This window comes from Janthinobacterium aquaticum, assembly GCF_009208565.1.
Classification (GTDB): Bacteria; Pseudomonadota; Gammaproteobacteria; order Burkholderiales; family Burkholderiaceae_D; genus Janthinobacterium.
On record NZ_WFLK01000023.1, the window covers coordinates 1 to 26625 of the forward strand.

The following is a 26625-nucleotide window of genomic DNA, read 5'->3' on the forward strand; positions in this document are numbered from 1 at the left end:
GGCGCTTCGGCCGCAGCGACCGAGGCGGCCGGGGTCGAGGCAGCCGTTGCCGGATCGGCTGCCGGCGCCGCCTGCGCGATGGCGCAGGCCGCCGCCAGCGGCAGCAGCAGGGAAATCAACAGGCCTGGCTTCATTTATTGAGTTTTCGAATGCGTTCGGATGGCGTGATGATATCGGTCAGGCGGATGCCGAACTTGTCGTTAACGACCACCACCTCGCCCTGGGCGATCAGGCAGCCGTTAACCAGCACGTCCATCGGCTCGCCGGCCAGGCCGTCGAGTTCCACCACCGAACCCTGCGCCAGTTGCAGCAGGTTCTTGATGGCGATCTTGGTGCGGCCCAGTTCGACCGTCAGCTGTACCGGGATATCGAGAATGAAGTCGATATCGTTGTGCGTTTCAGTTTTTGACGCCTGCTTGGAAAAATCCTTGAAGACGGCCGCGCTGGCCGCACTGGCGGTATTGGCGGCCTGGTTCTGCAGCGCTTCGGCTTCCGCCTTGGCCTGCTCGGCAATGGCCGCGCCCCAGTCGTCGTCCATGCTGGTGTCGTCTTGGTTATCGGACATGTCACTCTCCTGTTGTACAGATGCGGGCCGCTGCGCGGCCAGCCTTATTTGATGTTATCGGCATTGGCGAGCAGTTTCTCGACCTTCAATGCATATTGTCCGTTCAATACGCCGTAAGTGCAATCCATCACGGGCACGCCGTCGACGGTGGCGGCGATCAGTTCGGGGATATTGAGCGGAATGATGTCGCCCACTTTCATGTTGAGAATCTCGTCAAACGAGACGCGCGCCGTGCCCAGCGACGCCACCAGCTCGACTTCGGCGATCTGGATCTGCTGCGTCATCAGGCGAATCCAGCGCTTGTCCACTTCCAGCGCCTCGCCCTGCAGGCTCGAGGTCAGCGAATCGCGGATCGGCTCGATCATCGAGTAGGGCATGCAGAAGTGGATCTGGCCCGATACCGAACCGAGCTCGACGGTAAAGGTCGAGGCCACCACCACCTCGTTGGGCGTGGCGATATTGGCAAACTGGGTGTTCATTTCCGAGCGAATATATTCAAACTCGACCGGAAACACCGGTTCCCATGACTTGGTATAGGCCTCGAACACGATATCGAGAATGCGCAGGATAATGCGCTGCTCGGTCTGGGTAAAGTCGCGTCCTTCGACACGCGTATGGAAGCGCCCATCGCCGCCAAACAGATTGTCGACCAGCAAAAACACCAGGCCCGGATCGAACACCATCAGCGCGGTGCCGCGCAGCGGCTTCATGTGCACCAGGTTCAGATTGGTCGGCACCACCAGGTTACGGATGAATTCACTGTATTTCGATACGCGCACCGAGCCGACCGACACTTCGGCGCTGCGGCGCAAAAAGTTGAACAGGCCGACCCGCAACAGGCGCGCAAAGCGCTCGTTGATAATCTCCAGCGTTGGCATCCGGCCGCGCACGATGCGCTCCTGGGTTGCCAAGTTGTAAGTACGTACTCCCGTGACATCTTCCGGCGCCTGCGCGTCGTCCTGGTCACCATTGACGCCCTTCAGAAGGGCATCGACTTCTTCCTGGGAGAGGAAATTATCGGCCATGATTGCTTCTAAATAATGTTATTGAATAATAAAGGCGGTAAATAATACATCCGACACGTCCTGTTCCGAGCCTTTTTCTTCGAACGGCTGGTTGATCTGGCCGACGATTTCAGCAGCCAGCTGCTGCTTGCCTTCCACCGTATTGAGCTCCGAGGCTTTCTTGCCCGACAGCAGCAGCAACAGGCGGCTGCGCACTTTCGGCATATTGAGCTTGATGTTGTCCGCTTCCTCGGCGTTCGGCACTTGCAGCGTAAAGGCGATCTGCAGGTATTGCTCGCCGTTTTCCGGCTGCAGGTTGACGGTAAACGAGTCGATCGGCACGAACACCGGCGGGCCCGATTTGGCGGCCTTGCCCTTTTTCTTGGTGGGCGCCGCTTCTTCGTGGCCGCCCTTGTCGTGCAGGAAAAACCAGGCCGCACCGCCACCACCACCGCCGGCTACCAGCACGGCAGCGGCCACGATCATGATCAGTTTCTTTTTCGATGCGCCTGCAGGTGCCAGGGCGGCATCGCCTTTGGGATCTGCTTTCATTTTAGGATTTGCTTTCAATGGTACTCGGGTGCATGGAAGTGGATCACGACGCCATTATGTCATTATCGGCAAATTCTGCGCAGGGCCAAGTGCGGAAAAGAAAGGCGAAGTGCATTCAGCTTGATCGATGCCGCCCTGAACGTCAGGCAAAGGTATCGACTTCGCCCAAAGTCGGACGGGCGCGCGAGCCGCTTTGCGTGATGGTCATTTCGCCACTGGCGCCTGCCAGCTGGCCGCCGCCATTGCCGCCGCGCCCGCTTGCCTGGCGCTCGCCGCTGCCCTGCTGCTCGGGTGAGCCGGCCGAGACGGTCGCGTTGCCAAAGGCAATCCCCGCCTCACTCATCATTTCGCGCAGGCGCGGCAGCGCCGCTTCGAGCGCCTGGCGTACTTCCGGCTGGGCCGACATGAAGGCGGCGTCGGCCTGGTCGTTGGTGACCGTCAGCACTACCTGCAATGGCCCCAAATCGGGTGGATTCAAGGTCAGGGTGGCGCTCTGGTCGCCGCCGGCGGCCATCCACACCACTTTCTGGCCCAGTTGCTGATCCCAGGCCGGCGTGCCGACGCGGCCCATCAATTTGTCGCCCGGCACAGCGGCTGCGGCCGCCGCCTGCTGCAAGGCGCCAGGCTGCAGCTGCGCGGCCAGGCGGCTCAGTTCGGCCGGGGTTTCTCTGGGCAGCGCTTCGCCCGGGCCAATTGCCGTTTTGGCCGTGGCGGCCAGTTGCGCATCGAGTGACAGCTTGCCGGCATCGAGCCGCAGTTCCTTGCCGCCTTGCTGGCCGGCGGCCAGCGTCGTCTTGCCATTCGCCTTGCCCTGTGCCTGCCCCAGGCTGGCGGCAAAGTCGTCGGCCGACGCCACACCGGCCTCGGCGCCCTGCGCCTTGCTGTCGGCGCCGGCTTTGCCGGCGGCCAGCAGTTGGGCGGCCGTCAAGCCCTTGCCATCGGCTTTGACGCCGATGCGGCTGCCCGCTTCGAGCGCGGCGGCGCTGCCGGCGGCCGGCTGCTGCATGGCCAGCTGGATGCTGCCGACCAGGGCCAGCATGTCGCTGGCGTGGTCGGTACTGGTTTTCGCTTCGTTATCGCTGCCTTCCTCGCTGGCCTCGCTTTCCGGTGCAGCGTCGGTCTTGTCGGACTTGTCTGTCTTGTCCGCTGACTGGGCCTGGCTTGCTGCGGCCTGTTCGGCCGCGCGGTTCGGGGCAGGCGCAGCCGGCTGGGCTGGCGTCGCCTGGCGCGCGGCCTGCTGTGCCTGGGCCTGGCCTTGTGCGGCGCGCCGATCATCGACCTGGCGCTGCTCAAGCTGGCGGTTCAGCGTGCGCTGGAAATCGCCTTCCGGCGCACTGGCCGACGGCTGGGCGCGGTTGTTCTGGCTACTTTGCGCCGGCGCGGCATTGGGCGTGGAAATCTGGGTCAGTGGGGTTTGCATGAAAGGCTCGCTTGCACGAATGGTTGCTGGTCAATGACGCATTTAGCGCCGGTAATACGCCTGGCGGGCGGCATGTTCATCCATGGCTTTCTGGTCGCGCTTGTTTTCCACCTTCAGCGCCATTTCCTGCGCGCGCTTTTCCAGCGTGGTATACGACATGCGCTTGCGTTCGGCCTCCTGCCAGCGCGCCTTTTCCTGCTCGCTGCGCGCCTGAGCATGGTTGACGACCTGCTGCTGGCCGGTAATGGCGCTGTCGAGCTTGACCATGAAGGCCTGGAAGTTGCGGTAGGCCATGGGTGTAATGCCATTGGCCATGCTCGCTTCAAAGCGCTGCGCATAATCGTCGCGGTAGCCGGCCAGCATCTGCAGCTTCTGCTGGCAATCCTCGACCGCTTTCAGTGCCGCACCGAGGCGCTTGGCGCAATCATCGGTTTCGCGCTGCGCCAGGTCGATCAGGGTAGCAAGTTGGGAAGGGGAGGCCATGGCACATTATATTCCTGGCTGAAACAAGGCAATCAGTCGAACAGAGCGGCAAGTTGCCCCAAGCTCTGGTCCATGCTGACCCGTTCGGTGATTTGCTGTTGCAAAAACGCTTCAATCTGTTCATGCAGCGCAATCGCCTGGTCCAGCACCGGGTCGGTGCCGGCGCTGTAGGCGCCCACGCTGATCAGGTCGCGGCTGCGCTCATAACGCGAATACAATTGCTTGAGCTTGCGCGCCTTTTGCTGGTGTTCATGGCTGGTAATCGAGTGCGCCGCGCGCGAGATCGACTGTTCGATATCGATCGCCGGATAATGGCCGGCTTCGGCCAGGCGGCGGTTGAGCACGATATGGCCGTCCAGAATGGCGCGCGCCGAGTCGGCAATCGGGTCCTGCTGGTCGTCGCCCTCGGTCAGCACGGTATAGAACGCGGTAATCGAGCCGCCGCCTTCTTCGCCGTTGCCGGCGCGCTCGACCAGCACCGGCAGCTTGGCAAACACCGATGGCGGATAGCCCTTGGTGGCAGGCGGCTCGCCGATGGCCAGTGCAATTTCACGCTGCGCCATCGCATAGCGCGTCAGCGAATCCATAATCAGCAGCACGTTCTTGCCTTGGTCGCGGAAATACTCGGCAATCGCGGTGGTGTAGGCGGCGCCCTGCAGGCGCATCAGCGGCGGCGTATCGGCTGGCGCGGCCACCACCACCGAGCGCGCCAGACCGTCGGCGCCCAGGATCTGTTCGATGAACTCCTTGACCTCGCGGCCGCGTTCGCCGATCAGGCCCACCACGATCACATCGGCCTCGGTATAGCGCGCCATCATGCCCAGCAGCACGCTCTTGCCCACGCCCGAGCCTGCAAACAGGCCCATGCGCTGGCCACGGCCGACCGTCAGCATGGCGTTAATCGAGCGCACGCCGACGTCGAGCGTATCGACAATTGGCGCGCGGCCCAGCGGATTGGCCGGGCGCACGTTGATCGGTGCGCTGTCGGTGGTGTGCAGCGGCCCGAGCTGGTCGAGCGGGCGGCCGGCGCCATCGAGCACGCGGCCCAGCAATTGCCAGCCGACCGGCAGGTGGCGCGCGCGGTCGCTGGGGCGGCGGCGCGGGTGGGCTACGCTGCCCGGACGTGGAATGGCCGGCTCGACCGAAAACACGCGCGTGCCCGGCACGATGCCTTCAACATCGCTTTGCGGCATCAAAAACAATCGGTCGCCTTCAAAACCAACCACCTCGGCTTCGACCCGGCCGCCATTGGGCAACGGTACGGTACAGGCCGCGCCCACGGCCAGGCGCAGGCCGACCGCTTCCATCACCAGCCCGGCCACGCGCGTGACGCGGCCAGAAATTTGCATCGGCTCGACAAAGCCGACCACTGCCGAACAGTCGTTCAGGTAGGCGCGCCAGCGCGCCGCATGCGGTGGGGCCGGCGTGGCCGCATGTTCGCTCATGGCGCCAGCCAGTCCAGGTCCTTGCCCAGCGCATGCGTGAGACGCTGCCAGCGGGTCGACGTCTGGGCGTCGATCTGGTTGCTGGCGGTGTCGATCTTGCAGCCGCCGCGTTCGATGGCCGGGTCGTCGATCACGCGCCAGCCGCCCTTGTCGAGTTCTTCGCCGATGCCGTCGCGCACGATTTGCGCGTCGTCGGGATTGAGCATCAGCAGCGCCGGCTGTTGCAGTACCGGCAGGTATTCGATGGCTTCGCGCACCATCGGCAGCATCAGTTCGGGGCGCACCGGCAAGGCGGCTTTGAGCATGCCCTTGGCCAGTTGCAAGGCCAGCTCCATTACATCGTTGGCAATCAGCTCATCGGCGTGCTGCACGGCGCTGCCGAACTCCACGGCAATGGTTTCCAGGTGCGCCAGCGCCACACTGTTGGCCTGCTGGCCCTCGGCATAGGCTTGCGCATGGCCGTCGGCGTGACCGGCCGCATGGCCTTCGGCGTAGCCGGCGGTGCGGCCCTCATCGAATGCCACTGCATGGGCGGCCTCGCGGATGGCGTCGATTTCTTCCTGGGTCGGGTAGTGCAGCAGCGGCGCTTCCGGCAGGTCTTCCAGCGCTTCGGGCGCCGTTTCGGACGCCGTTTCCAACTCCTGCACCAGTTCCGCTTCGAGCAGCTTGCGCGCCGCCACCACGCTCGGGCGGTCATCGCCGAACGAGGTCATCTCCCAGCGCTGGTACGCTGTTTGTTGCTCTTTGGGAATAAAATTAGACAAACGAATCCTCGCCTTTTCCACCCAATACTATCTGCCCTTCGTCGGCCAGGCGGCGCACGATTTGCAGTATCTGCTTCTGCTGCGACTCCACTTCCGATAGCCGCACCGGACCTTTCGAATCGAGATCTTCGCGCATCATCTCGGCGGCGCGCTGCGACATATTCCTGAAGATCTTGTCGCGCAGCTCCTGCGAGGCGCCCTTCAGGGCGATAATCAGCATTTCCGACTGCACTTCGCGCAGCAGCAGCTGGATGCCGCGGTCTTCGATATCGATCAGGTTGTCGAACACGAACATCTCGTCCATGATCTTCTGCGCCATGTCGTTGTCGTAGTTCTTGATATTGTCCATCACCGAGCCTTCCTGCTCGCCGCTCATGAAGTTGAGAATCTCGGCGGCCGCGCGCACGCCGCCCAGGGTCGACTTCTTGATGTTTTCATTGCCCGACAGCAGCTTGGTCAGCACGTCGTTCAGTTCGCGCAGCGCCGCCGGCTGCACGCCGTCGAGCGTGGCGATACGCAGCACCACGTCGTTGCGCAGGCGGTCGGTAAAGTGGCCGAGAATCTCGCAAGCCTGGTCGCGCTCGAGATGGACCAGGATGGTGGCGATAATCTGCGGATGCTCGTTGCGGATCAGCTCGGCTACCGATTGCGAATCCATCCATTTCAGCGATTCGATGCCGGACGCATCCTTGCCGCCCAGAATGCGCGACAGCAGCACCGACGCCTTGTCGTCGCCGAGCGCCTTGGTCAGCACCTGGCGGATATATTCGTCCGAGTCGAGCCCCACGGTGGAGTTGAGCTCGGTCTGCGAGCGGAAGTCGTCGAGCACCTCGACCACCTGTTCGTGCGCGATGCCTTTCATGGTGGCCATCGCGGCGCCCAGTTTGAGCACTTCGCGCGGACCGAGAAACTTCATTACTTCGGCCGCTTCGCTCTCGCCCAGCGCGAGCATCAGGATGGCTGCTTTTTGCAGTCCCGTCGATTCAGTCATTATTGCCCACCCATGCCTTGATGACGTTGGCAACTACGCGCGGATCTTCCTGGGCCAGTTTCTTGGCCATCGCCAGGTTTTCGCGGTAGGTGCGCGCCGTGTCTTCTTCCAGTTCGCCCAGCTCTTCTTCGCTGAGCAGAACCTCGTTTTCTTCGTCGGTTTTTGCCAGTTCCGGCTCGATCACCGGCGGCGGTGCGCCAAAGTCGTCGATCTTGCGCATTACCGGGCGCATCATCGGCCGCACGATCTTGATAAACAGATACAGCAGGATCAGGGCGGTGATCAGGAACTTGGCCAGTTCCTTGGCCAGCGGCAGGTTGGCCGGGTCGCGCCACCATTCAAGCTTGCCTTCGGGCGCGCGGTCGATGCCGTCGAACGGGGAGTTGGCCACGCTGAAGCTGTCGCCGCGATCCTTGTTGTAGCCCATCGCCTCCTTGACCAGATTGTTGATCTGCACCATTTCGCCCGGCGTCAGCGGGGTGACGGTAATCTTGCCGTCAGGGGCGATATTGCGTCGGTAATTGACCACCACCGCCACCGACAGCCGGCGCAGGCCGCCCATCGATTTCTGCTCGTAGCGCACGGTCTTGTCGACTTCATAATTGGTGGTCGACTCTTTTTGCGTCGGTGCCGTCGGGCCGCCAGCGCCTGGCGCGCCCGGTGCCTCGGCGGTCAGCGGCGCGGTGGCCACGCCCGGCGGCTGGTTCGACAGCGCGCCCGGCACGCCCGACGGATTGGCGTTGCCGGCGCCGGTCGACTCGCTTGTCTGCTGGCTGCGGATGGTCGACGCTTCCGGCGGCGAATTGGGCTTGTAGGTTTCCGCGGCCTGTTCGCTTTGCGAAAAATCCACGTCGGCCGTCGCTTCAGCGCGTACATTGCCTTCGCCGACGATAGGCAGCAGGATCGATTCAACCTGCTTGTTGACGCTTTGCTGCAACTGCTGCACGTATTTCAACTGGTTCGGATCCAGGCTCTTGATGCCGTTGGCGCGATCCTTGTCGCGCTCCTGGTTCGACAGCAGACTGCCGGCCTGGTCGACCACGGTGACATTAATCGGCAGCAATTCGGGCACCGAAGACGCCACCAGATGCACGATGGCGCTGACCTGCAACTGGTCCAGGCCGCGGCCCGGATGCAGGTTGAGCAGCACCGAGGCGGTCGGCTTTTGCTGATCGCGCACGAATACGGATGGCTTGGGCAGCGCCAGATGCACGCGCGCCGTATCGACGGCCGAGACCGATTCGATCGACTTGGCCAGCTCGCCTTCGAGGGCGCGCTGGAAATTGACCTGTTCGAGGAACTGCGACACGCCCAGCTTCTGGTTTTCCATCAGCTCGAAGCCGACATTGCCGCCCTTGGGCAGGCCTTGCGCCGCCAGTTTCAGGCGCGCATCGTGGACTTGCTCGGTTGGCACCATAATGGCGCCGCCGCCTTCGGAAAACTTGTGCTTGATGCCGAGCTGGTCGAGCGAGGCCGTAATGGCGCCGCCGTCGCGGTCGGTAAAGTTGGAGAACAGTACTTTGTATTCAGGCGGCTGGTTCCACATATACAGCGCCACGCCGATGCCGATCAGCGCCGCCACGCCCAGGCCGCGCAGGAAATTCTTGCCCATCGGTGTCCTGGCAAACTCCTGCGCCGACTCGATCGGCGTGCGCGCCGGCACCGGCGGCGAGCCCGGCGGGGGTTGGTTCAGATCGATTTCTTCCGCTACAGCCATGATTGCCTTCCGTGGCGCTGGGTTGGTGTGGTAGGTGGGCGCCGCGTCCAGGAACAGGAGGGGCGATAGGCACAATTATGCGACAAAGTCACGCGCTTCAAAGGTTCAAATAGAGGGTGGTTTTACCGCCTGCTCGGCGCAGCAACTGGCTTTCAGGCTGGTATTGTGGAACCCTGGCAACATGCGGCATCGGTATTGTACCTGCCGCCACCGTGCAGACCGGTATTTTGTACTCTGCACGCAACAGACCGAATCGGGAGGCAAGGTGAGAACAGGCGGTATCGACAGCAGCAGGATCGAGGCGATGATTGCGCAGCTCAAGGCGGCAGCGACGCGCCCTGACGCAAAAATTCCGGCGATCCAGACCGAGCCCGCAGCGGCCAAGGTCAACTTCGCCGACGCCCTGAAAGGCGCGCTGGACTCGGTCAACACGGCACAGAAAACCTCGGCCGACCTGGGCCGGCGCTTTACGCTGGGCGACGACAAGGTCAGCCTGTCGGACGTGATGGTGGCTTCGCAGAAGTCCAGTATTGAGTTTCAGGCGACTATTCAGGTGCGTAACAAGCTGGTGGCGGCGTATCACGAAGTGATGAATATGCAGGTTTAAAAACCGCGGGCCCGCTTGGCCCGAGGTATAAGAATGGCGGGCCGGAGACGCAGGGCTGAGAAAATGCCGATGGCGGCGTTGCAGCTCCTCGCCGTACTTGCGTACTGTCTTCGTTGCTGCGCCTTGCCCTCGACATTTTTCAGCCCTGCTTGGCCCGGAGCGCCTGTGCTGGCAACCTGGGCTTTAATCCGTTTTTCAGGTTGGCTGGTTGAGTAGGGATGCTAACTGAACGGGATCACCCCCGTGCGGGGATGATGGTTTTAACCAGGGCTGATGACCGTTTAACCCAATCCTGCAATACGCGCATTGCGCTCGCGCTCCAGGCGCGTGATATAGCGCTGCACCTGCGCCAGCGTGCCGCGCGACAGGTCGATGAACTGGCAGCCCAGGCGGCGGTTCAGTTTGTTGTTGAGCAGCGTCATGTCGAGCGAATTGCGAATCTGCAGCGTGGTGGTAATGATGCCGATATCGGGCAGGTCGATGCGGCAATCGCGGTATTCGCGGCCGATACTCTCGCCCAGCATCAATTTGTTATCCATGATGGCAATCCCGCCGCAGCTGATATCGGACAGCGGGAACGGCGCATTGATGATGCCGTTGTCGCCTTGCAGGGGAATGCTCACGCGCACCGGGTTGCCTACCGGCGTATTCATGCGGTAATACTCGCGCCGCTGCAAGCGGATCAGCGTTTCGGGCACGGCCATGCGCAGCGCCGGCATGCCTTCGTACGTGCATTCCGAGATCGATTCGCTGGAAAACAGGATGCGGATCTTGTCGAGCGATGTTTCAAAGGCAATATGCTCAGCTGCCACCAGACGGCGGTTCTGCTCGTTATTGATCGAGCGGTCGAGTATCACCATGTCGCGTTCGCCATCGACGGCCAGGATGGTGGTGACGCACACATCGGACTGGCCTTGAACCAGCATGCGGATCAATTGCTTTTTTTCGCCGATGCTGCGTAACAAGGCAATGATTTCGCGCCGCGATTCCACTTCAAAATCATGCCAATTTTCAAGGCCGGAATCCATAAAATGTGCTTGCATTGATGCCTGTCTATGTATCTGTAGGTGTTTCGGGGAGCAGTGCGCTGGTATCGGGCGCTGGCGGAACCGGGCCGCCTTTGGCCGATTCAATATGATATAACCAGGCCAGCAGTTCCGCAATCGCCCGGTACAGCGCCGGCGGAATCTGGCTGTCCAGATCCACATCCATCAACAGCGCCACCAGTTCCTTCGATTCATGCACGAATACGCCGTGCTCGCGCGCCGTATTGATAATCTGGTCGGCAATCAGGCCATTGCCCTTGGCCACCACCTTGGGCGCCGGCGTGCCGGCCAGGTAAGCCAGCGCCACCGCCGTTTGCGGCACCTTGCGCTTGCCGTCCTCAGCCATTGCCGTCGCCTTCTGCCTGCTTGCCGGCAATCGCCAGCGAGGCCAGTGGCCAGCCCGAGGCGGCCATGGCGTTTTCCAGCGTGGCCGCATGCTGGCGCAAGGTGGCGGCGCTGTCTTCGCTGCCGGCCTGCATCTGGATATGCACCTTGCCGCCTTGCACCACCACCTGCGCGGCTATATCACCAAGCAAGGGGAACTGGAAGCGCACGCCGCTGCGCCAGGCTGCCTGCTCCTCCTCGCCGTCCTTCTGTGCGCCATGCTGGCCGCCTTCGGGCGCATCGCGCGTGACGTCCCACTGCATTTTCTGGCCCGGCCAGGCTTCGCCCTGCCATTGCACGCGCGACTGCTCATGGGTGTGCAATTGCAGGTTGATCAGCTGGGCCGACGCCAGGTCGGTGCCGGTTTTCGGCATCTCGCCCTGCATGGCCTTCTGCATTTGCGGCTCCTGCATCAGCGACGCCAGCGGCCGCTTGCCTTCGGCCCACTCGGCCACATGCGACTCATAGAACAGGCCGCTGCTGTCGACCGCATTGCGCAGGTTTTGCGCCAACTGCGCCGGATTGACCGGTGGGGCGGCCATCAACGGGCCCTTGCCGATCAGCGATTGCGGTGCGCCCGGCGCACTTTCCGCCTGCACCAGCACGCTGTTGATGGCGCGCGCAGCCGAACTCAACTCGGGGGCAGGGGTGTCGGCATTGAGTGTGGGCAGCAGCGCGGACGGCGTCAAAGGCGCTTTACCCAGCAGCGTGGCGGCGGCGCCGCCGGCGCGCGAGCCTGCCTGGGCGCCCAGCGTGGCAGCGGCATCGGGCTCGGCCTGGGCGTCGGCGTAGGTGAGATTGGCGGCGCCGTCGCGTCCGGCGCCGACCTGGAACGAGGGGCGCGGATTAATGCCCAGCAAGGTCAGCGGGATCTCGGCGCCCAGCTGCGCGCCAGCCGGCAACTGCATGCGCGCCGGCGTGCCGGCTACGCGCACCAGGTAGCTGCCGTCGCTCATGCGGCCCATTACCTGGCCGGGCATGGTCTTGCCGACCTGCCCTTGCAGGGAGCGCTGGAAATCGGCCTGACGCGGGTCGGCAACGCTGTCAGCCGGTCGCGCACCCTTGGTGGGACTGACCGGCTGCATGCCTACGGTACTGGGCAGCATGGCCCGTGCTCCTGTTATTAAACGCTATAGGCGTTGGCCAGGCGTCGTTCGGTGCCGGTACTGCTGATCAGTTTGGACAACTGCGCCATCCACGGCATGGTCAGGTCGCGGATCTTGCGGTCGTCTTCCAGCATCTGCCGGATCAACGCCACCTTGCGCAAACGGCCTTCTTTTTCCAGCACGACTTTTTCTTCATTGGCCTGCAGACGCTGTACATGCGCGCTGATCTGTTGCTCCAGGCTATCGAGCTGGTCCCACTCTTCATTGCTGGCAGCGACCACCATGCTGGCGGTTAATGCCTGCATGGCTTCATAGGTCGATAAAACTTGTTGATTGGTCATCATGGATCAGGCGCTCGCATAGTTGTTCAGGCGGGGAGCAGGGGCTTCCGTGGCGATCGCGGCACCGGGTGTTCCGATGGCGTTCCAGGTGTCGCGCAGGTCGGTCAGCAGGCCTTGCACTTCTTCCAGCAGGGCCAGGTCGTTTTTCAGGTTGGCCGTCCACAGGCGCGCGCCCATGTATTCGTACAGGGCGTCGAGGTTCTCGGCGATTTCGCCGCCGGCATTCTTGTCCAGGCTGGCGCGCAGACCGCTGTCGATCAGCTGCATGGCGCGCGAAATGGCCTTGCCTTTTTCCGGTACATTGCCGGCCTTCATGTGCATCTGAGCGCTCAGGACGGCCACCAGCGCGCCGTCGTACAACATGGAGATCAGCTTGTGCGGCGACGCCGCCACCACGCCCGTTTCCAGGCCTACCTTGGCATAAGACTGTGCGCCGCGACTTGAAGATCCAAACATAGTATTCCTCTGATAAATTCGTTAGCTTTACTTGGACAGCGCGGCAAGCTGCTGCGTCAGGTAGTTGCTGGTGCTGTTCATCGAACTGAGCGTGACGTCGAGCGAGCTGTACTGCTTGCGCAAGCGCGCTTCGGTCAGTGTCAAACGCGTGTTCAGCGCGTCGCGCTGCTTGGTAATATCGGCAATACTTTTGTTAAGGCCATCGTTCTTGTTCTGGATCAGTCCAGAAGTACCCATGTAGCTGTCGGTAATGCTGGCAAACAGGGCGCTGATACCTTTGGAAATATTGACCGAGCCACGGTCACCAAGGGCGCCACCATTGATGGTCACCGCGATCCCTGCACTGCCGGAACCGGCCGAGCCAGTCAGCGTCTGGCCGCTACCCACGGCAACGGCGCCGCCAATGGTGCCAGCCACATCCACGCCAGTGGTCATGGTTGGCGTACCGAACAGTCCGTTGGCGCCATTGCCGGTAATTTCCAGTTTCGATGCCGAACCGTATTTGTTCGAGGTGATACTGATTATGCCATTTTCCTGCGTGACCTTGACACCGGCGCCAGCGCCTGCTTCGGCGATGCCGGAGGCACCATTGATCAGCGCCTGCAAATGGCTGACCAGGCTATCTGCCGTGTAGGCACCAGGCACCAGGGTGGCCTTGGTGCTCACGCCATTAATGCTCAGCGACAGGCTGTCGTTGACGCCGGCCGTAATCGTCAGGTCGGCCGCTTCGCTGGACACCAGCGTGCCTTGTGTGGCCAGCTTGGAAATCGAAATGCCCTTGGTGCCCACAGTGGAACTACTGGTCGAACTGACAAAGCTGACCAGGCTGTCGGTAGTCGAACCGGAGGTCGCCAGCAGCTTGACGACATCATCGGAATTTTTGTCGATCGCTGTTTGCAACTTGCCGGTGTCGAGCTTCAGAGTGCCGTCTTTCTGAAACGCCACGCCTAATTGGCTCAGACTGGTCAGGCTGCTGTCGAGGCCGGGAACGTTGGAGGCAAATATCTTGCGCAAACTGGTTTGCAAGCTGATGGTGGTCGAGTCGCCTACCAGCGGACCACCGGAGCGGGCAGCGCCTTGCTTGAGATCGGGCGTTACCGCAGTCAGGCTCTTGATTGATGCGTTCAGTTCGTTGTAAGCCTTGACGAAGTTGTTCAGGGCCGTCTTGATGCCCGACGTATCCATGGTAACGCCGACATTGCTGGTGCCTATCTTGGCTACCGTCATGGTGACGCCCGGTACGGCGTTTTCAACGTTGTTGGTCTGGCTGGTCACCGCCACACCGTTGACTGTCAGCTTGGCGCTTTGGCCGGCATTGCTTTGAGTCATGTTCTGCGTGCCGGCCGGCGAATAGGACAGCAAATCGCTCAGTTCCTGGTCGCCTGCGACGGAAATTTGCATGCTTGACGATTCGCCGCTCTTGTCGGAGGTCAGTACTAGCCGGTTGGGCTTGTCGCTACCGTCGGAAATAATGCTGGCCGTCACGCCGATGCCTGCCTTGTTAATGGCGTCGCGGATGCCTTGCAGCGAGTTGTTGCTGCCGTCGATGGTCACGGTGCGTGCCACGCGGGCAGGATCTGTATCGAAGGTGGCGCCCGCATATTTGCCATCGGTCAACGTGCCACCCGTCACGGTGCCGAAATTGAAGGTCAGCACGGTGCTGGTGCCAGCGCCGATCTGTGAGGTCGTGGTTTCCTGGCCGGCTGCGGTAATCGTTTGCGCCTGCGCCAGTTGCGTGACATTGACGCTGTAGTTGCCCTTGACGGTATCCTTGCCGGCCGTGGCGGTCAGCACTTTGTCATCCGAAGTCGTGGCATTGGCCACTTTGTATTTGGACGAGTCGGCCAGCGCCGTGACGGTGGTCTGGAAGGCACCGACCATGCCGCTCAGGGTGCCATAGGCGGAAATTTGCGTGGTTAAAGCCTTCTCTTTGTCCTGCATGGCAACAAAGGGACGGCTTTCCACCGCCATCAGTTGACTGACCAGGCCATTTACGTCGAGAACGCCACCGGTACTGACGGATGAAACAGCCACAATCGCCTCCTATGGGAAAACATGAATATACCCAGTTAACGGCATATTCTATCCGGACTTTAGAGGGGTGTTTGGCTGCCAGTTTGAATGATGCCACGCAATAGCGTGGCATCGGGGCGTTCAGGCCGTTTGCTTGATCAGCAGGCCTTGTGCTTTTTCTAATGCTTTACCGATTTCAAGCGCTTCCTTGGTCGGCATCTGGCGTATCACTTCGCGCGTCTGCTGATCGATCACCTTGACGATAGTGCGGTCGCTGTCGGTGTCGACGGAAAACTCCAGCTGGCGCGACATGAACTGCATGGCCTTGTTGATATCACTGACGGCCTGCTTGACTTCTTTCAGCTCAGCGTCGTCGGCAGGCTTTTTTGTCTCTGCAGTGCTCGCAACGCCAGCCGCTGGCGACGTTTTGCCATTGCTGATGACGTTGCCTGGGGCAGGCGTCACCGCACGTAATGGTGTTGCAGCGACATTATTGCTTGGAAGTATGTCCATGATGATCCTCTAACGAAAATTCCCCGGCGGGTACAGACATCATATCTGTACCGGCCGGGGAGGGTGCAGGACTGCTGTGAGAATTAACGCAGCAGCGACAGCACGCCGTTAGGCAGCGAGTTAGCTTGTGCCAACATTGCCGTACCAGCCTGTTGCAGGATCTGGCCGCGTGTCAGCTTGGCCGTTTCCGATGCGAAGTCGGTATCCTGGATGCGGCTACGCGATGCTGACAGGTTTTCCGAAGTCGATTCCAGATTGCTCACGGCCGTTTCAAAGCGCGACTGCAAGGCACCGAAGGAGGCGCGCTGGCTGTTGACCTTGGACAGGGCTGCATCAAGAATCTTCAAGGCGTCGGTCGATCCCTTGACGGTCGATACGTCGATATCGGCTACCGCTTTCAGGCTGGCAGCGCCTGCTGTAATGCCGTTGTTGGCCGTTACCGTGCCACCGATCGAGAAGCCCTTGTCGGAGTTCATCGAAATGAAACCCATCGTGGTTGCCGAACCACCGCTGGCAGCGATCGATGCGGTCGCGCCAACCGTGCCAGCTTCGTTGATCGATGCTGCCGTTACCAGCGAGGTAGCATCGGTGCTGTTGTTGGTCAGCGTAATGTTGTTACCTGAAGCATTGGTCAAAATCAGGCCATCGTTGCTGGAGTTCAGCTTGGCAGTCACGCCGGTGGTTGACGACACATCATTGAACGCGCTGACAGCCGAAGCCAGGCCCGATGCGTTCAAGGCAGTGCCCACGGTGAAGGTGACGTTGGCTGCCGTGGTGGCATTGTCGGATTTGACGGCCAGCGAGTAGACCTTGCCTGCAACAAACGCTGCCGACTCGTTGGTGGTGGCCGATGCCGTTACACCGGTCGAGTCAGTCGAACCATTGATGGTCGCGGCCAGCGATTGCGCCGTGTCCGTTGTTTTGACGTTGATGGTTTTCGACTGCAAGCCTTGAATGTCGAACGTGCCTGCGCTGTACGCCGTACCAGTTGTTACCGTGGCTGGAGCCGTGGTTGATACCTGGTTGTTGCCGTAGTTGCTGGTACGGAAGTTTGCGGTCGTAGCCTGGATGGTCTGGCCAGCATTGGCGCCCACCTGGAACGAAGCCGTACCGAACGTGCCGTCAAGCAGCTTCAGGCCGTTGAACTCCGATGTTTGCGAGATACGGTCGGCTTCCGACAGCAGCTGACCAACCTCGGCCTGGATTGCCTTGCGGTCGCCGGCCGAATTGGTGGCGTTCGACGACTGTACTGCCAATTCACGTACACGTTGCAGAATGTCGCCCGTCGATTGCAGCGAGCCTTCGGCCGTTTGCAGCAGCGAGACGCCGTCGTTGGCATTGCGCTTGGCTTGGTCGAGGCCGCGGATTTGCGACGTAAAGCGCTCGGAAATCGCCAGGCCTGCAGCATCGTCTTTTGCGCTATTGATGCGCAAACCCGAGGACAGGCGTTGCAATGAGGTGGACAGGGCCGACTGCGAAGTGCTCAGGTTGCGTTGCGCATTCAGTGACGCGGTATTGGTGTTAATTACTGAGGCCATTTTTGATGCTCCTTGCTATATGTTTTGGCTATATGCCTGTTACCTTGGTCCGCCCCTCCATTCCGGGACGCTCACACCGCAGTTATTTCAATTAACGGAATGCCCCGTGGAAAGTTTAGTAAAACACGCCGTCTATATTTTTTAATTTGGCCCTCAAGTTGTGACTTTTTGCGGCGTCTGTCGGCAGATTCCGGCAAAACTTGAGAGCATTTTTTTATTTCCTTGCGTTTAACATAGATGGTAGTAAAGTAATTTTTCAAGCGCAAAAATCCCCGGCGGTCATCGATCAGGGATCGATACCGGCCGGGGATGAACTGGATGAATCGTGCCGCTGGTATTAGCTGCCGCGCAGCAGCGACAGCACGCCGTTCGGCAAGGTATTGGCCTGGGCCAGCATGGCCGTGCCTGCCTGTTGCAGGATCTGACCGCGTGTCAGCTTGGCCGTTTCCGCGGCAAAGTCGGTGTCCTGGATGCGCGAGCGCGAAGCTGACAGGTTTTCCGAGGTCGATTGCAGGCTCGACACAGCCGTTTCAAAGCGCGACTGCAAGGCACCGAAGATCGCGCGCTGTCCGTTGACAGCCGCCAGGGCCGAATCGATCACCTTGAGCGCATCGTTGGAACCTTTGACGGTCGAGACGTCGATGGTCGATACCGAGCTGAGCTTGGCGCCGCCAGCCGTAACGGCGTTGGTGGTGGCGACGTTGCCGATCGAAAAGCCTTTATCCGAATTCATCGAAATATAGCCCATTGTGGTGGCCGAGCCGCCACTGGCGGCGACCGAGACGGTTGTGCCGACGGTGCCGGCGCTATTCATCGCGCCGGTGGTAATGGTGCTGCCGACAGCGGTGCTGTTATTGGTCAGCGTGATATTGTTGCCCGCCGCATTGGTCAGGATCAGGCCGTCGTTCGTGCTGTTCAGCTTGGCCGTGACGCCAGTCGATGAGGAAACGTCGTTAAAGGCGCTGACAGCCGACGCCAGGCCAGAGGCGTTCAGGGAGGCGCCCACCGTGAAGGTGACGTTGGCTGCAGTGCCATTGTCCGACTTCACACCCAGCGAGTAGACGCCGTTGGCAACGAATGCAGCAGCCTGATCGGTCTTTGCCGATGCCGTGACGCCGGTTTTTTCGGAGGAACCGTTGATGGTCGACGCCAGCGTCTGTGCGGTATCGGTGGAATTGACCGTGATGGAGGACGTCTGCAGGCCCTGAATATCGAAGGTGCCACCGGTGTAAGCAGTGCCTGCGGTCGTGGTGGTTGGCGCCGTGGTGGCCACTTCGTTGTTGCCGTAGTTATTGGTACGGAAATTGGCGGTAGTAGCCTGGATGGTCTGGCCGGCGTTGGCGCCAACTTGGAAAGTGGCGGTGCCAAAGGTGCCATCGAGCAGTTTCAAGCCGTTAAATTCGGACGTTTGCGAAATGCGATCCGCTTCCGACAGCAGTTGGCCAACCTCAGCCTGGATTGCCTTGCGGTCGCCTGCCGAGTTGGTGGCGTTGGCCGACTGCACAGACAGCTCGCGTATCCGTTGCAAAATATCGCCCGTCGATTGCAGCGAGCCTTCGGCCGTTTGCAGCAGTGACACACCATCGTTGGCATTGCGGCGAGCCTGGTCGAGGCCGCGGATTTGCGAGGTGAAGCGCTCGGAAATAGCCAGACCTGCAGCGTCGTCTTTCGCGCTATTGATGCGCAGACCGGACGACAGGCGTTGCAGGGAGGTGGACAGTGCGGATTGGGAAGTGCTCAGATTGCGTTGCGAATTGAGCGAAGCGATATTGGTATTGATAACTGCGGCCATGGTAATGCTCCCGGATAATCTGGGTTTTGGCTCTGTGCCTAGTTACCTTGGTCTGCCCCTTCGCTCTGGGGCACACAAACCGTAGTTGTAAAGATTAACGGTGCCTGCTCAAAAAAGTTTAGGGGTGGAAATGCACTTTTTTCGACTTTTCTCCTATGGGCGCTGTTCGCCGCTGCGCCTATACGGCAGCGTTTTTTAATACTTTATGGCAAAAATAAAAAAAATAACGGTTAAATCATGCTGTGAAAAAGCAAAAAAAAGCCCGCCGTAGGGCGGGCAGGGCAGGTGACAGGGCGGGGGCACAGGTCAATCGGCGATCACCACGCGATTCTTGCCCGTCTGCTTGGCCTGGTACATGGCTCGGTCGGCACGCTTGACCAGTTCGCCCTGGTCTTCGTTGGGCAGGCGCAGGGCCACACCGGCAGAAAAGGTGATCAGTACCTTTTCATTATCGTGCAGGAAGAAATGGCGGGTCAGTTCGCGCTGCAGGCGCGTCATGGTGGCCGCCGCCGCCTCGACCGTGGTTTCCGGCAGCAGTATCAGGAACTCCTCGCCGCCAAAACGCGCAATCACGTCCATCGAGCGCAGCGTTTCCTTGACGATCTTGACCAGGTGTTTCAGCGCGGCATCGCCAGCCTGGTGGCCATAGGTATCGTTCAGGCGCTTGAAGTCGTCCAGGTCGAGCATGGCGATGCACAGCGGGGTGCCGCGGCGGTCCGAGCGCGCCGTTTCGCGTTCGAACACATCGTCCAGGCCACGGCGATTCAGGCTGCCGGTCAGCTGGTCTTCGCGCACCAGTTCGCTCAAATGCTGCAATTTCGCTTCCAGCGTATGGATGCGCTGTTCAGCGTCCTGCACTTCCTGGCGCGCCAGCACCATCTTGTCGCGCGCGCGCAGCGCCTCGGTCTGCACCATGCGTGTTTCGCGCAGCACTTCGTCGAGCACCACGTTCAGTTCGCTGATATTTTCTGCCTGGCTGATCTTGTCGGAGTAGCCGCCGATCTTTTCATGGAAGTCGCCGGTGCTGGCCGCCACCTGGCCCAGGCGGTCGATAAAGGTCATCATCATGTTCTTGACGGTCACCTTGACGTCGGTCAGGCTGTGCTTGAGCTGGCTTTGCTTGTAGATGACTTCCTTCAGACTGCGCGTGGCGTCTTCCAGCGCGCGCTGGTCAAGCGGGCCGGCAATCAGGTTCTGCACCGCATCGACCTGGCCGCGCAGCCAGCTGTCGTCGTCGAGCAGCTGGCTGACGTTGTCGAGCAGCAGCTTGAACAGGCGCAGCAGCAACTCCTGCTGTTCGGCCGTATCGCCGCTTTTCAGTTCGATCTGGTAACACAATTGTTTCAGGCGCACGGCCGCATCGTTGAGCGCCTCTTCCGTATGGGCCTGCTTGATGGCCGCACCCAGCGATTCGGCTTCCTCCACCAGGGCAGGCGTGCCGGTCAGCAAGGTTGCCACCGCAAAGCCCAGCGTGCGGCTCAGCAATTCACGCAGGGTGCGTGTCTGTTCGCCGTCCGGCAGCGGTGGCAATTCGATGTCGCCGCCTTTCTTCAGCTGTTTTTTCTCGGCCAGTTGCGCCAGCGTGCGCGCGTAGCTGTCCCAGTCGCGCGCCTTGACGGCACGCTGGAAGCGGCGTCCGAAGTCAGCCAGTTCGCCGCCGGCTTCGCTCATTTTGGCGGCAAACTGGCTCAGGACGTTTTCTGCGCCCGGGTCGACCGGTGCGCTGGCGGCCAGCACCGCAGCCGGCGCGTCGGCAGCGCCGTCCGGCGCTTCGCTGATGCCGGCGATTTCATTATAGATTTCGCGATAGGCATTGGGCGTGGGCGCAATGCGGCGCGCGGCCAGGCGGCGAAACGCTTCGCGCGCGATATCGGCCGGATTGTTCGGCGTACCGGTGCTGCTGGCGGACGGTGAGGGCGGTTTGCTGGACATGTAGGCACGGCCTTTTTTAGATATTTGCTAATTATCCCCATGATATGCGAGTTGGCAAAGCACTTATACTTCGAGAAGCAAGGATAAGCTCGCCTATTTCACAGGATACGGCGGCATGGTCTGGGCCGGCTATTGCACCAACTGGTTGCGGATTGCATAGTGCGTGAGCTCGGCACTATTTTTTAACTTCATTTTCAGCAGCAGCCGCGCGCGGTACTCGCTGACGGTCTTGACGGACAGCTTGAGTTCCTCGGCAATCGCGCCCACCGTTTTTCCGGAAGCAATCATCACCAGCGTCTGGTATTCGCGATCCGACAATGTTTCATGCAGTGCCGTCTCATGGCTTTCGCCCACCGTATTGGCAAGTTCCTGCGCCAGCGAGGCACTGATGTACTTGAGGCCCTCGGCCACCTGGCGGATGGCGATGACCAGTTCGTGCGGTGCACTCTGCTTGGTCAGGTAGCCGGCCGCGCCCGCCTTGAGCGAGCGGATCGCGTATTCGTCTTCGCGGTGCATCGACAGCATCAGCACGGCCAGTTCCGGCTTTTCCTTCTTGATCTGCTTGAGCACGTCGATGCCGCTGCGGTCGGGCAGCGAGATATCGAGCAGCATGACCTTGCATTTCGAAGCACGGAACAGCTTGATCGCATCGTGCGCGTTTTCCGCCTCGCCAGCCACCACGATGTCGCGCGTGTCGGCCAGGATCTGTTTCAAGCCTTCGCGCACGATCGCATGGTCGTCGGCGATAAATACGCGGATGGGGGCTTTTTCTTTCATGACTGCATGATTTCTTATCTGTGGCCTACGCGAGGCCGGGTCCGTCCTGATCTGTCTGAGGCGCTATTATCGCCGCTGGCGCCGTTGTCAGTCGGATTTTTATGGTCAGGTTGGTGCCGCCGCCCGGTGCGTCGGCCAGGCTGAGGCTGCCGCCGAGCGCGCTGGCGCGTTCGATCATGCCACGGATGCCAAACGATTGCGGCTTGGCGCGGTCGCTTTGCCGTATGCCCACGCCGTTGTCCTCGATCGACAAACGCAGCTGCTGGCGCTGCAGGGCCAGGCTGACCGTTACCTGGCTGGCACGCGCATGCTTGGCGATATTGGTCAGCGCTTCCTGGGCTATGCGAAACACGCTGGTGGCCTGGTCGGGATCGAGCGCAATATCCTTGTGGCTGCAGCGAAAGTGTCCGTCGATACCGGCCTGTCGCGCAAATTCGCGCACCTGCCAGTCGAGCGCGGCCACGATGCCCAAGTCGAGCATGGAAGGACGCAGGTCGAGCGAGATGCGGTGCACGGCGTCGATGCTGCGGTCGACCAGGGCATCGACGTAGGCGGCCTTTTCCTGCAACTGCGGCAGTTCCGGCGGCAGGCGGCTGCCCAGCATGGCCAGCGCCATCTTGATGGCGGTCAGGTTGCCACCCAGGTCGTCGTGCAGTTCGCGTGCCAGGCGCATGCGTTCCTGCTCCTTGACCTTGTCGATATGCGCCGTCAGTTCGGCCAGCCGCGCGCGCGACTGGCGCACCTCGATTTGTTCGAGCCGGCTTTCGGTGATATTGGTCATGATGCCTTCCCACTGCAGCGCGCCGCCTGGCAGCATGCGCGGCGTCGAGCGCAGATTGATCCATTTGACATCTTTCCAGGCATCCACCCAGATGCGGCCTTCCCAGTTCCAGCTCCACAGCGCGGTTTTGGAGGCCTGCATCGAAGCCAGGTAAGCGGCGCGGTCTTCCGGCAAGATCAGTTCAAGAAACAGTTCCGGGTTGGCCCGCAGCTGCGCCGGGCTCAGGCCCAACAGCGCCTGGCAGCCGTCGCTCAGGTAAGGAAAATCGGTGCGCCCGTCCGCCTGCAGGCAGAACTGGTACACCAGCCCCGGCGTGGCCGACACGATCGCGTTAAAGCGCGACTGTACCTGTTCCAGCGCGGCCGCCGTGGCCTGCGGCGTGCGCCAGTCTTCCCCTTGGGCCAGCAGTAGCGTGCGGCCGCGGCAGCTGGTGTGCGACAGGGACAGCGTCAGCGAATACTGGCTGGCGTCGCGGCGGCGCGGCAGCAGGTGCACGCTGGCCTGCGCGCCGGCCGCGTCGTCCAGCGCCGCCAGCTGTGCCAGCAACTGATCCGTGGCCAGCTGCGGCGCCAGGTCCGGCAGGCGCCACTGCTGCAGTTCGGCCAGGCTGTAGCCGAGGTTGTCGCGCGCCGCCGCGTTGGCGTCGAGCAGCTGCAGGCTGGCGCGATCGAACAGATAAACTTCGGCGGCAGCGTGCTGCAGGGCAGGTGACAGGTGCATGGCGGTCCCGTTCATCAGCGGCGTGCGCGCCAGAAGGCGGTAAAGCGGCGCAGGATACGCGTCGAGCGGGTGTTGTGGCGACCGGGCGCCTGCATGCCGGCGCGCAGGCGGCGCCACCAGTTGCGGCGCGCGCGGCCCAGCAGGCTGGAGAAGCGGCTGACGCGGCGCCATGGATGGGTGGCGCGCAGGCGGGCGATCCAGCGGTCCTTGGTTTCCATAAACAGACCATGCCAGCGGGCAAACCAGGGCAGCGTCAGCAGGGCAGGGCGGGTCAGGCTGTACAGACGCGCCACGGCAGCGGCGCCGCCCAGCTTGGCAGCAATAATCACGCCGATGCCGGAAAAAGCATGGCCGCGCGCAATGGCCAGCAGGGCCAGCAGCTTGACCGGAAACAGCAGCACGGCCGGCAGCACGAACAGCGCCAGCGCCCAGTACGGCGGCAGGCGCACGATCTTCGCTTCCAGCGCATGCAGCGGCGGAAACTGTGCAACGGTCTGCATGATGCGTGCGCCGGTCGCCCACAGCCATTCCTCGATCAGCAGGAAAATGGCGGCCAGGTAGACCAGCGGCGCAAACAGCCAGCGCCGGTTTCTGTATTTTTTTTTCATCCGTCTCCACTTGGCGCCCTTGTTGGCCGCCCTCGCCCGATGATACGTCAAAAAAGCCGGTGCGCGCGCCGTTCACAAGGCCAGTCGCAGCTACAATAGCCGCATGAATAAAGCATTTGTAAAAGAGTCCGACCAGGACGACGATGAAGAGGCGCAAGCGCTGGCGCTGGCCATCCCTGCGGGCGCCAAGAATTACATTACGCCCGCCGGCTATCAGCGCATCAAGGATGAATTGCTGCAGCTGATCGATGTTGATCGTCCGGAAGTGGTCAGGATCGTCCATTGGGCCGCGTCCAACGGCGACCGCTCGGAAAATGGCGATTATATCTACGGCAAGCGCCGTCTGCGCGAGATCGACCGCCGCATCCGTTTTCTGACCAAGCGCATGGACCTGGCCGCCATTGTCGACCCCAGTGTGCACCATGGCAACGACCAGGTCTTCTTTGGCGCCACCGTCACCTACCAGACCAGCGACGGCGAGGAGCACACCATCACCATCGTCGGCATCGACGAGTTCGACCCGCTAAACGGCAAGATCAGCTGGGTCTCGCCGATGGCGCGCGCCATCACCAAGGCGCGCGAGGGCGATGTGGTGATGTTGAATACCCCGCAGGGCGTGCAGGAGCTGGAGTTGCTGGAGGTAAGCTACCCCGCGCCCGGGGATGGAGCGGGGTAGGTCGGATTAGGCCCTTCGGGCCGTAATCCGACAATACCGCTGACGCCAACAACGTTGTCGGATTACGCCGCTACGCGCCTAATCCGACCTACGGTTTAATTGCGTTCGCGCAAGATACGGTTCACACCAGCCACGCGCCGCACATTGCGCAGCAGCGCCGCCAGGTGCACGCGGTCCTTGACCTGCACGGTAAAGCGCAGTTGGTCGAGCACGTTGTCCTTGTCCTCATCCATGCCGACATAGATGATATTGGCGTCGGACTCGCCGATTTCGGCGGCCACGCGCGCCAGGATGCCGCGCTCGCTGTTGATCAGCACCTTGATGCGGCAGTCGAAGCGTCGGTTCAGTTCGGTACCCCAGCGCACCGGAATCCAGCGATCCGGTTCCTTGACGCGCTGGCGCTTGGCCTGCGAGCAGTCGCTGGTGTGCACCAGCAGACCCTGGTCGCGGCGCAGCTGGCCGATGATCTGGTCGCCCGGGATCGGCAGGCAGCATGGCGCCAGCTGTACCGACACGCCTTCGGTACCGCAGATGGTCACGGTGTCGAGCTCGGTGCCGCTGTTGTGTTCGACCGGCATGCTGGCCGCTTCGCCGCCGCTCAGGCCGAAGATATGGCGCGCCACCAACGTGGCCATGCGCTTGCCGATACCGATGTCGGCATACAGCTCGTCGAGCGAGTTGGCGCTCGATTCGTTGAGCAGGCGTTCGGCCAGCGGCGCCGGCAGTTCGGCGTCGATATTAAGGCTGTGCAGCGCCTGCGCCAGCAATTGCTGGCCCAGTGCAATTGATTCGGGCAGGTTGATCGTGCGCAGGTGGTGGCGGATGGCCGAGCGGGCCTTGCCGGTGCGCACGAACGACAGCCAGGTCGGGCTCGGGCGCGAGCTCGAATCGGTCACGATTTCCACGATATCGCCGTTGTGCAGTTCGGTGCGCAGCGGCGAGATTTCGTTGTTGATCTTGACGGCCACGGTCTGGTCGCCAATGCCGGTATGGATCGAATAGGCAAAGTCGATGGCGGTGGCGCCGCGCGGCAGCGCGATAATCTTCGATTTGGGCGTAAACACGTACACCGAATCGGGGAACAGGTCGACCTTGACGTGTTCCAGGAACTCGGCCGAGTCGCCGGTCTGCTGCTGGATGTCGAGCAGCGACTGCAGCCACGCATGGGTGCGCTGCTGCAGGTCCGACGGATTGGTCTCGCCGCTCTTGTAGAGCCAGTGCGCCGCCACGCCGGACTCGGCGGTGCGATGCATTTCCTGGGTGCGAATCTGGAACTCCACCGGCGTGCCATACGGGCCGATCACGGTGGTGTGCAGCGACTGGTAGCCGTTGAGCTTGCGAATCGCGATATAGTCCTTGAACTTGCCCGGCATCGGCTTGTACAGGCTGTGCAGTGTGCCCAGCGTGACATAGCAGTCGGCAAAGCTATTTACCACCACGCGGAAGCCATACACATCGAGCACCTGCGAGAACGACAGGTGCTTGCTGCGCATCTTCTTGTAGATGTCGTACAGGCTTTTTTCGCGGCCCGTTACTTCCGAGTCGATTTCCGCCATCGACAGCGTGCTTTTCACCGCTTCCATGATCTTGTTGACCACTTCACGGCGATTGCCGCGCGCCGCCTTGACCGCTTTGGCCAGCGTGCGGTAACGCATCGGATGCAGGTGCGAGAACGACAGGTCCTGCAGCTCGCGGAAGATATTGTTCAGGCCGAGGCGGTGCGCGATCGGCACATACACTTCCATGGTTTCGCTGGCGATGCGGCGCTTCTTGGCAGCCGTCATGAAGTCCAGCGTGCGCATATTGTGCAGGCGGTCGGCCAGCTTGATCAGGATCACGCGCACGTCCGAAGCCATCGCCAGCAGCATCTTGCGGAAGTTTTCCGCCTGCGCTTCGATCTGGCTCTGGAATTCGATTTTTTCCAGCTTGGACAGGCCGTCGACCAGATGGGCTACCGGTGCGCCGAAGCGTTCGTGCAGCTCGTCTTTCTTGACGTCCTGGTCTTCCATCACGTCATGCAGCAGCGCCGCCATGATCGCTTGCGCGTCGAGTTTCCAGTCGGCGCAGATTTCAGCGACGGCGATCGGGTGCGAAATATATGGTTCGCCCGAGCGGCGCATCTGACCCAAATGCATTTCGTCGGAGAAGCGGTAGGCTTCCTTGACTTTTTTCAGGTCGAGCGGGGACAGGTATTCGGACAGCTTGTCGATCAGGTGAGTGACCGAAGCCACGCCGGGTACCGGTGCTGCCGGAGCAGCAGGCGTGACAACACCGGGCGCTTGAGCGCCCGGGGATTTTGCCGGCTGGCGCGGGGCCAGGTGCGGCGTGGCAGGTGAGGTCGTGTCGGCTGGTGTCAGACTCATAAAACGTCGCGTTACTTTACAGTGTGAACAA

25 protein-coding genes are annotated in these 26625 nt (G+C 61.4%); 2 read left to right on the forward strand and 23 right to left on the reverse strand.

Annotated features, from left to right (window positions below; genetic code table 11):
• Positions 1 to 130 precede the first annotated feature (130 nt).
• The 9 genes from fliN to fliF form a co-directional block, all read right to left on the reverse strand.
• Entirely contained in the window at positions 131 to 565 is a 435-nt protein-coding gene (gene fliN / locus GCM43_RS24965) for a flagellar motor switch protein FliN (protein ID WP_152248579.1), read from the reverse strand.
• Between the two features lie 44 nt (positions 566 to 609).
• Positions 610 to 1590: a flagellar motor switch protein FliM gene (gene fliM, locus GCM43_RS24970; protein ID WP_152248580.1), complete on the reverse strand. Its 981-nt coding sequence runs from the start codon at positions 1588 to 1590 to the stop codon at positions 610 to 612.
• Between the two features lie 18 nt (positions 1591 to 1608).
• Positions 1609 to 2121 (reverse strand): flagellar basal body-associated protein FliL, encoded by a 513-nt coding sequence (fliL, locus tag GCM43_RS24975; RefSeq protein WP_152248581.1) that lies wholly within the window; start codon positions 2119 to 2121, stop codon positions 1609 to 1611.
• A gap of 142 nt (positions 2122 to 2263) precedes the next feature.
• Positions 2264 to 3541 (reverse strand): flagellar hook-length control protein FliK, encoded by a 1278-nt coding sequence (locus tag GCM43_RS24980; protein WP_152248582.1) that lies wholly within the window; start codon positions 3539 to 3541, stop codon positions 2264 to 2266.
• A 42-nt stretch (positions 3542 to 3583) separates the two neighbouring features.
• Positions 3584 to 4024: a flagellar export protein FliJ gene (gene fliJ, locus GCM43_RS24985; RefSeq protein ID WP_152248583.1), complete on the reverse strand. Its 441-nt coding sequence runs from the start codon at positions 4022 to 4024 to the stop codon at positions 3584 to 3586.
• 32 nt (positions 4025 to 4056) lie between these two features.
• Positions 4057 to 5469 carry a flagellar protein export ATPase FliI gene (fliI, locus tag GCM43_RS24990; RefSeq protein ID WP_152248584.1) on the reverse strand — a complete coding sequence of 471 codons (1413 nt, stop codon included), beginning with the start codon at positions 5467 to 5469 and terminating at the stop codon, positions 4057 to 4059.
• Positions 5466 to 6182 (reverse strand): flagellar assembly protein FliH, encoded by a 717-nt coding sequence (locus GCM43_RS24995; RefSeq protein ID WP_152248613.1) that lies wholly within the window; start codon positions 6180 to 6182, stop codon positions 5466 to 5468. The genes fliI and GCM43_RS24995 overlap by 4 nt, the downstream gene beginning before the upstream one ends.
• A gap of 43 nt (positions 6183 to 6225) precedes the next feature.
• Entirely contained in the window at positions 6226 to 7224 is a 999-nt protein-coding gene (gene fliG / locus GCM43_RS25000) for a flagellar motor switch protein FliG (protein WP_152248585.1), read from the reverse strand.
• Positions 7217 to 8941, reverse strand: a complete 1725-nt coding sequence (gene fliF, locus GCM43_RS25005) for a flagellar basal-body MS-ring/collar protein FliF (RefSeq protein WP_152248586.1) — start codon at positions 8939 to 8941, stop codon at positions 7217 to 7219. Before fliF ends, fliG begins: the two co-directional genes overlap by 8 nt.
• A gap of 265 nt (positions 8942 to 9206) precedes the next feature.
• Here fliF and fliE point away from each other — a divergent pair, with 265 nt between their 5' ends.
• A complete protein-coding gene (gene fliE / locus GCM43_RS25010; RefSeq protein WP_152248587.1) occupies positions 9207 to 9548 on the forward strand; it encodes a flagellar hook-basal body complex protein FliE in 342 nt (113 codons plus the stop codon).
• A gap of 281 nt (positions 9549 to 9829) precedes the next feature.
• Here fliE and GCM43_RS25015 read toward each other — a convergent pair whose 3' ends face one another.
• From GCM43_RS25015 to GCM43_RS25075, 13 genes are all read right to left on the reverse strand, one after another.
• Positions 9830 to 10576, reverse strand: coding sequence for a flagellar brake protein (locus GCM43_RS25015; RefSeq protein WP_226929659.1), 747 nt, complete (start codon positions 10574 to 10576; stop codon positions 9830 to 9832).
• A gap of 25 nt (positions 10577 to 10601) precedes the next feature.
• A complete protein-coding gene (locus GCM43_RS25020) occupies positions 10602 to 10940 on the reverse strand; it encodes an EscU/YscU/HrcU family type III secretion system export apparatus switch protein (RefSeq protein WP_152248589.1) in 339 nt (112 codons plus the stop codon).
• On the reverse strand, positions 10933 to 12084 hold the full coding sequence (fliK, locus tag GCM43_RS25025; RefSeq protein ID WP_152248590.1) for a flagellar hook-length control protein FliK: 1152 nt from the start codon (positions 12082 to 12084) through the stop codon (positions 10933 to 10935). The genes GCM43_RS25020 and fliK overlap by 8 nt, the downstream gene beginning before the upstream one ends.
• Before the next feature lie 17 nt (positions 12085 to 12101).
• Positions 12102 to 12428, reverse strand: a complete 327-nt coding sequence (locus tag GCM43_RS25030; protein ID WP_152248591.1) for a flagellar protein FliT — start codon at positions 12426 to 12428, stop codon at positions 12102 to 12104.
• Between the two features lie 3 nt (positions 12429 to 12431).
• The gene (gene fliS / locus GCM43_RS25035; protein WP_152248592.1) at positions 12432 to 12881 is read right to left on the reverse strand and encodes a flagellar export chaperone FliS; all 450 of its coding nucleotides are present in this window, start codon (positions 12879 to 12881) and stop codon (positions 12432 to 12434) included.
• A gap of 27 nt (positions 12882 to 12908) precedes the next feature.
• Positions 12909 to 14915 (reverse strand): flagellar filament capping protein FliD, encoded by a 2007-nt coding sequence (gene fliD, locus GCM43_RS25040; RefSeq protein WP_152248593.1) that lies wholly within the window; start codon positions 14913 to 14915, stop codon positions 12909 to 12911.
• Between the two features lie 120 nt (positions 14916 to 15035).
• Positions 15036 to 15407, reverse strand: coding sequence for a flagellar protein FlaG (locus tag GCM43_RS25045; RefSeq protein ID WP_152248594.1), 372 nt, complete (start codon positions 15405 to 15407; stop codon positions 15036 to 15038).
• An 83-nt stretch (positions 15408 to 15490) separates the two neighbouring features.
• A complete protein-coding gene (locus GCM43_RS25050) occupies positions 15491 to 16945 on the reverse strand; it encodes a flagellin N-terminal helical domain-containing protein (protein WP_152248595.1) in 1455 nt (484 codons plus the stop codon).
• A gap of 337 nt (positions 16946 to 17282) precedes the next feature.
• Positions 17283 to 18737, reverse strand: a complete 1455-nt coding sequence (locus tag GCM43_RS25055; protein ID WP_152248596.1) for a flagellin N-terminal helical domain-containing protein — start codon at positions 18735 to 18737, stop codon at positions 17283 to 17285.
• 306 nt (positions 18738 to 19043) lie between these two features.
• Positions 19044 to 20669 (reverse strand): GGDEF domain-containing protein, encoded by a 1626-nt coding sequence (locus tag GCM43_RS25060; protein ID WP_152248597.1) that lies wholly within the window; start codon positions 20667 to 20669, stop codon positions 19044 to 19046.
• A gap of 129 nt (positions 20670 to 20798) precedes the next feature.
• Positions 20799 to 21446 carry a response regulator gene (locus GCM43_RS25065; RefSeq protein WP_152248598.1) on the reverse strand — a complete coding sequence of 216 codons (648 nt, stop codon included), beginning with the start codon at positions 21444 to 21446 and terminating at the stop codon, positions 20799 to 20801.
• Positions 21447 to 21471: 25 nt separating this feature from the next.
• Positions 21472 to 22947 carry a sensor histidine kinase gene (locus tag GCM43_RS25070; protein ID WP_152248599.1) on the reverse strand — a complete coding sequence of 492 codons (1476 nt, stop codon included), beginning with the start codon at positions 22945 to 22947 and terminating at the stop codon, positions 21472 to 21474.
• A 14-nt stretch (positions 22948 to 22961) separates the two neighbouring features.
• The gene (locus GCM43_RS25075) at positions 22962 to 23555 is read right to left on the reverse strand and encodes a hypothetical protein (RefSeq protein WP_152248600.1); all 594 of its coding nucleotides are present in this window, start codon (positions 23553 to 23555) and stop codon (positions 22962 to 22964) included.
• A gap of 103 nt (positions 23556 to 23658) precedes the next feature.
• Here GCM43_RS25075 and greB point away from each other — a divergent pair, with 103 nt between their 5' ends.
• Positions 23659 to 24231 (forward strand): transcription elongation factor GreB, encoded by a 573-nt coding sequence (gene greB / locus GCM43_RS25080; RefSeq protein WP_152248601.1) that lies wholly within the window; start codon positions 23659 to 23661, stop codon positions 24229 to 24231.
• Positions 24232 to 24326: 95 nt separating this feature from the next.
• Here the strand turns inward: greB and GCM43_RS25085 are convergent, their stop codons facing one another.
• Positions 24327 to 26594: a RelA/SpoT family protein gene (locus GCM43_RS25085; RefSeq protein WP_152248602.1), complete on the reverse strand. Its 2268-nt coding sequence runs from the start codon at positions 26592 to 26594 to the stop codon at positions 24327 to 24329.
• Between the last annotated feature and the right edge of the window lie 31 nt (positions 26595 to 26625).

Bases quoted from the DNA above. Each gene is read 5' to 3' on its own strand.
- GCM43_RS24980 (WP_152248582.1), bottom strand. From the start codon at position 3,541: ATGCAAACCCCACTGACCCAGATTTCCACGCCCAATGCCGCGCCGGCG.
- GCM43_RS25030 (WP_152248591.1), bottom strand. From the start codon at position 12,428: ATGATGACCAATCAACAAGTTTTATCGACCTATGAAGCCATGCAGGCA.
- fliM (WP_152248580.1), bottom strand. From the start codon at position 1,590: ATGGCCGATAATTTCCTCTCCCAGGAAGAAGTCGATGCCCTTCTGAAG.
- fliJ (WP_152248583.1), bottom strand. From the start codon at position 4,024: ATGGCCTCCCCTTCCCAACTTGCTACCCTGATCGACCTGGCGCAGCGC.
- GCM43_RS25060 (WP_152248597.1), bottom strand. From the start codon at position 20,669: ATGTCCAGCAAACCGCCCTCACCGTCCGCCAGCAGCACCGGTACGCCG.
- GCM43_RS25075 (WP_152248600.1), bottom strand. From the start codon at position 23,555: ATGAAAAAAAAATACAGAAACCGGCGCTGGCTGTTTGCGCCGCTGGTC.
- fliS (WP_152248592.1), bottom strand. From the start codon at position 12,881: ATGTTTGGATCTTCAAGTCGCGGCGCACAGTCTTATGCCAAGGTAGGC.
- fliK (WP_152248590.1), bottom strand. From the start codon at position 12,084: ATGCTGCCCAGTACCGTAGGCATGCAGCCGGTCAGTCCCACCAAGGGT.
- GCM43_RS25065 (WP_152248598.1), bottom strand. From the start codon at position 21,446: ATGAAAGAAAAAGCCCCCATCCGCGTATTTATCGCCGACGACCATGCG.
- GCM43_RS24995 (WP_152248613.1), bottom strand. From the start codon at position 6,182: ATGACCTCGTTCGGCGATGACCGCCCGAGCGTGGTGGCGGCGCGCAAG.
- greB (WP_152248601.1), top strand. From the start codon at position 23,659: ATGAATAAAGCATTTGTAAAAGAGTCCGACCAGGACGACGATGAAGAG.
- GCM43_RS25015 (WP_226929659.1), bottom strand. From the start codon at position 10,576: ATGGATTCCGGCCTTGAAAATTGGCATGATTTTGAAGTGGAATCGCGG.
- GCM43_RS25020 (WP_152248589.1), bottom strand. From the start codon at position 10,940: ATGGCTGAGGACGGCAAGCGCAAGGTGCCGCAAACGGCGGTGGCGCTG.
- GCM43_RS25085 (WP_152248602.1), bottom strand. From the start codon at position 26,594: ATGAGTCTGACACCAGCCGACACGACCTCACCTGCCACGCCGCACCTG.
- fliF (WP_152248586.1), bottom strand. From the start codon at position 8,941: ATGGCTGTAGCGGAAGAAATCGATCTGAACCAACCCCCGCCGGGCTCG.
- fliI (WP_152248584.1), bottom strand. From the start codon at position 5,469: ATGAGCGAACATGCGGCCACGCCGGCCCCACCGCATGCGGCGCGCTGG.
- GCM43_RS25070 (WP_152248599.1), bottom strand. From the start codon at position 22,947: ATGCACCTGTCACCTGCCCTGCAGCACGCTGCCGCCGAAGTTTATCTG.
- GCM43_RS25045 (WP_152248594.1), bottom strand. From the start codon at position 15,407: ATGGACATACTTCCAAGCAATAATGTCGCTGCAACACCATTACGTGCG.
- GCM43_RS25050 (WP_152248595.1), bottom strand. From the start codon at position 16,945: ATGGCCTCAGTAATTAACACCAATACCGCGTCACTGAATGCGCAACGC.
- fliG (WP_152248585.1), bottom strand. From the start codon at position 7,224: ATGACTGAATCGACGGGACTGCAAAAAGCAGCCATCCTGATGCTCGCG.
- GCM43_RS25055 (WP_152248596.1), bottom strand. From the start codon at position 18,737: ATGGCCGCAGTTATCAATACCAATATCGCTTCGCTCAATTCGCAACGC.
- fliL (WP_152248581.1), bottom strand. From the start codon at position 2,121: ATGAAAGCAGATCCCAAAGGCGATGCCGCCCTGGCACCTGCAGGCGCA.
- fliN (WP_152248579.1), bottom strand. From the start codon at position 565: ATGTCCGATAACCAAGACGACACCAGCATGGACGACGACTGGGGCGCG.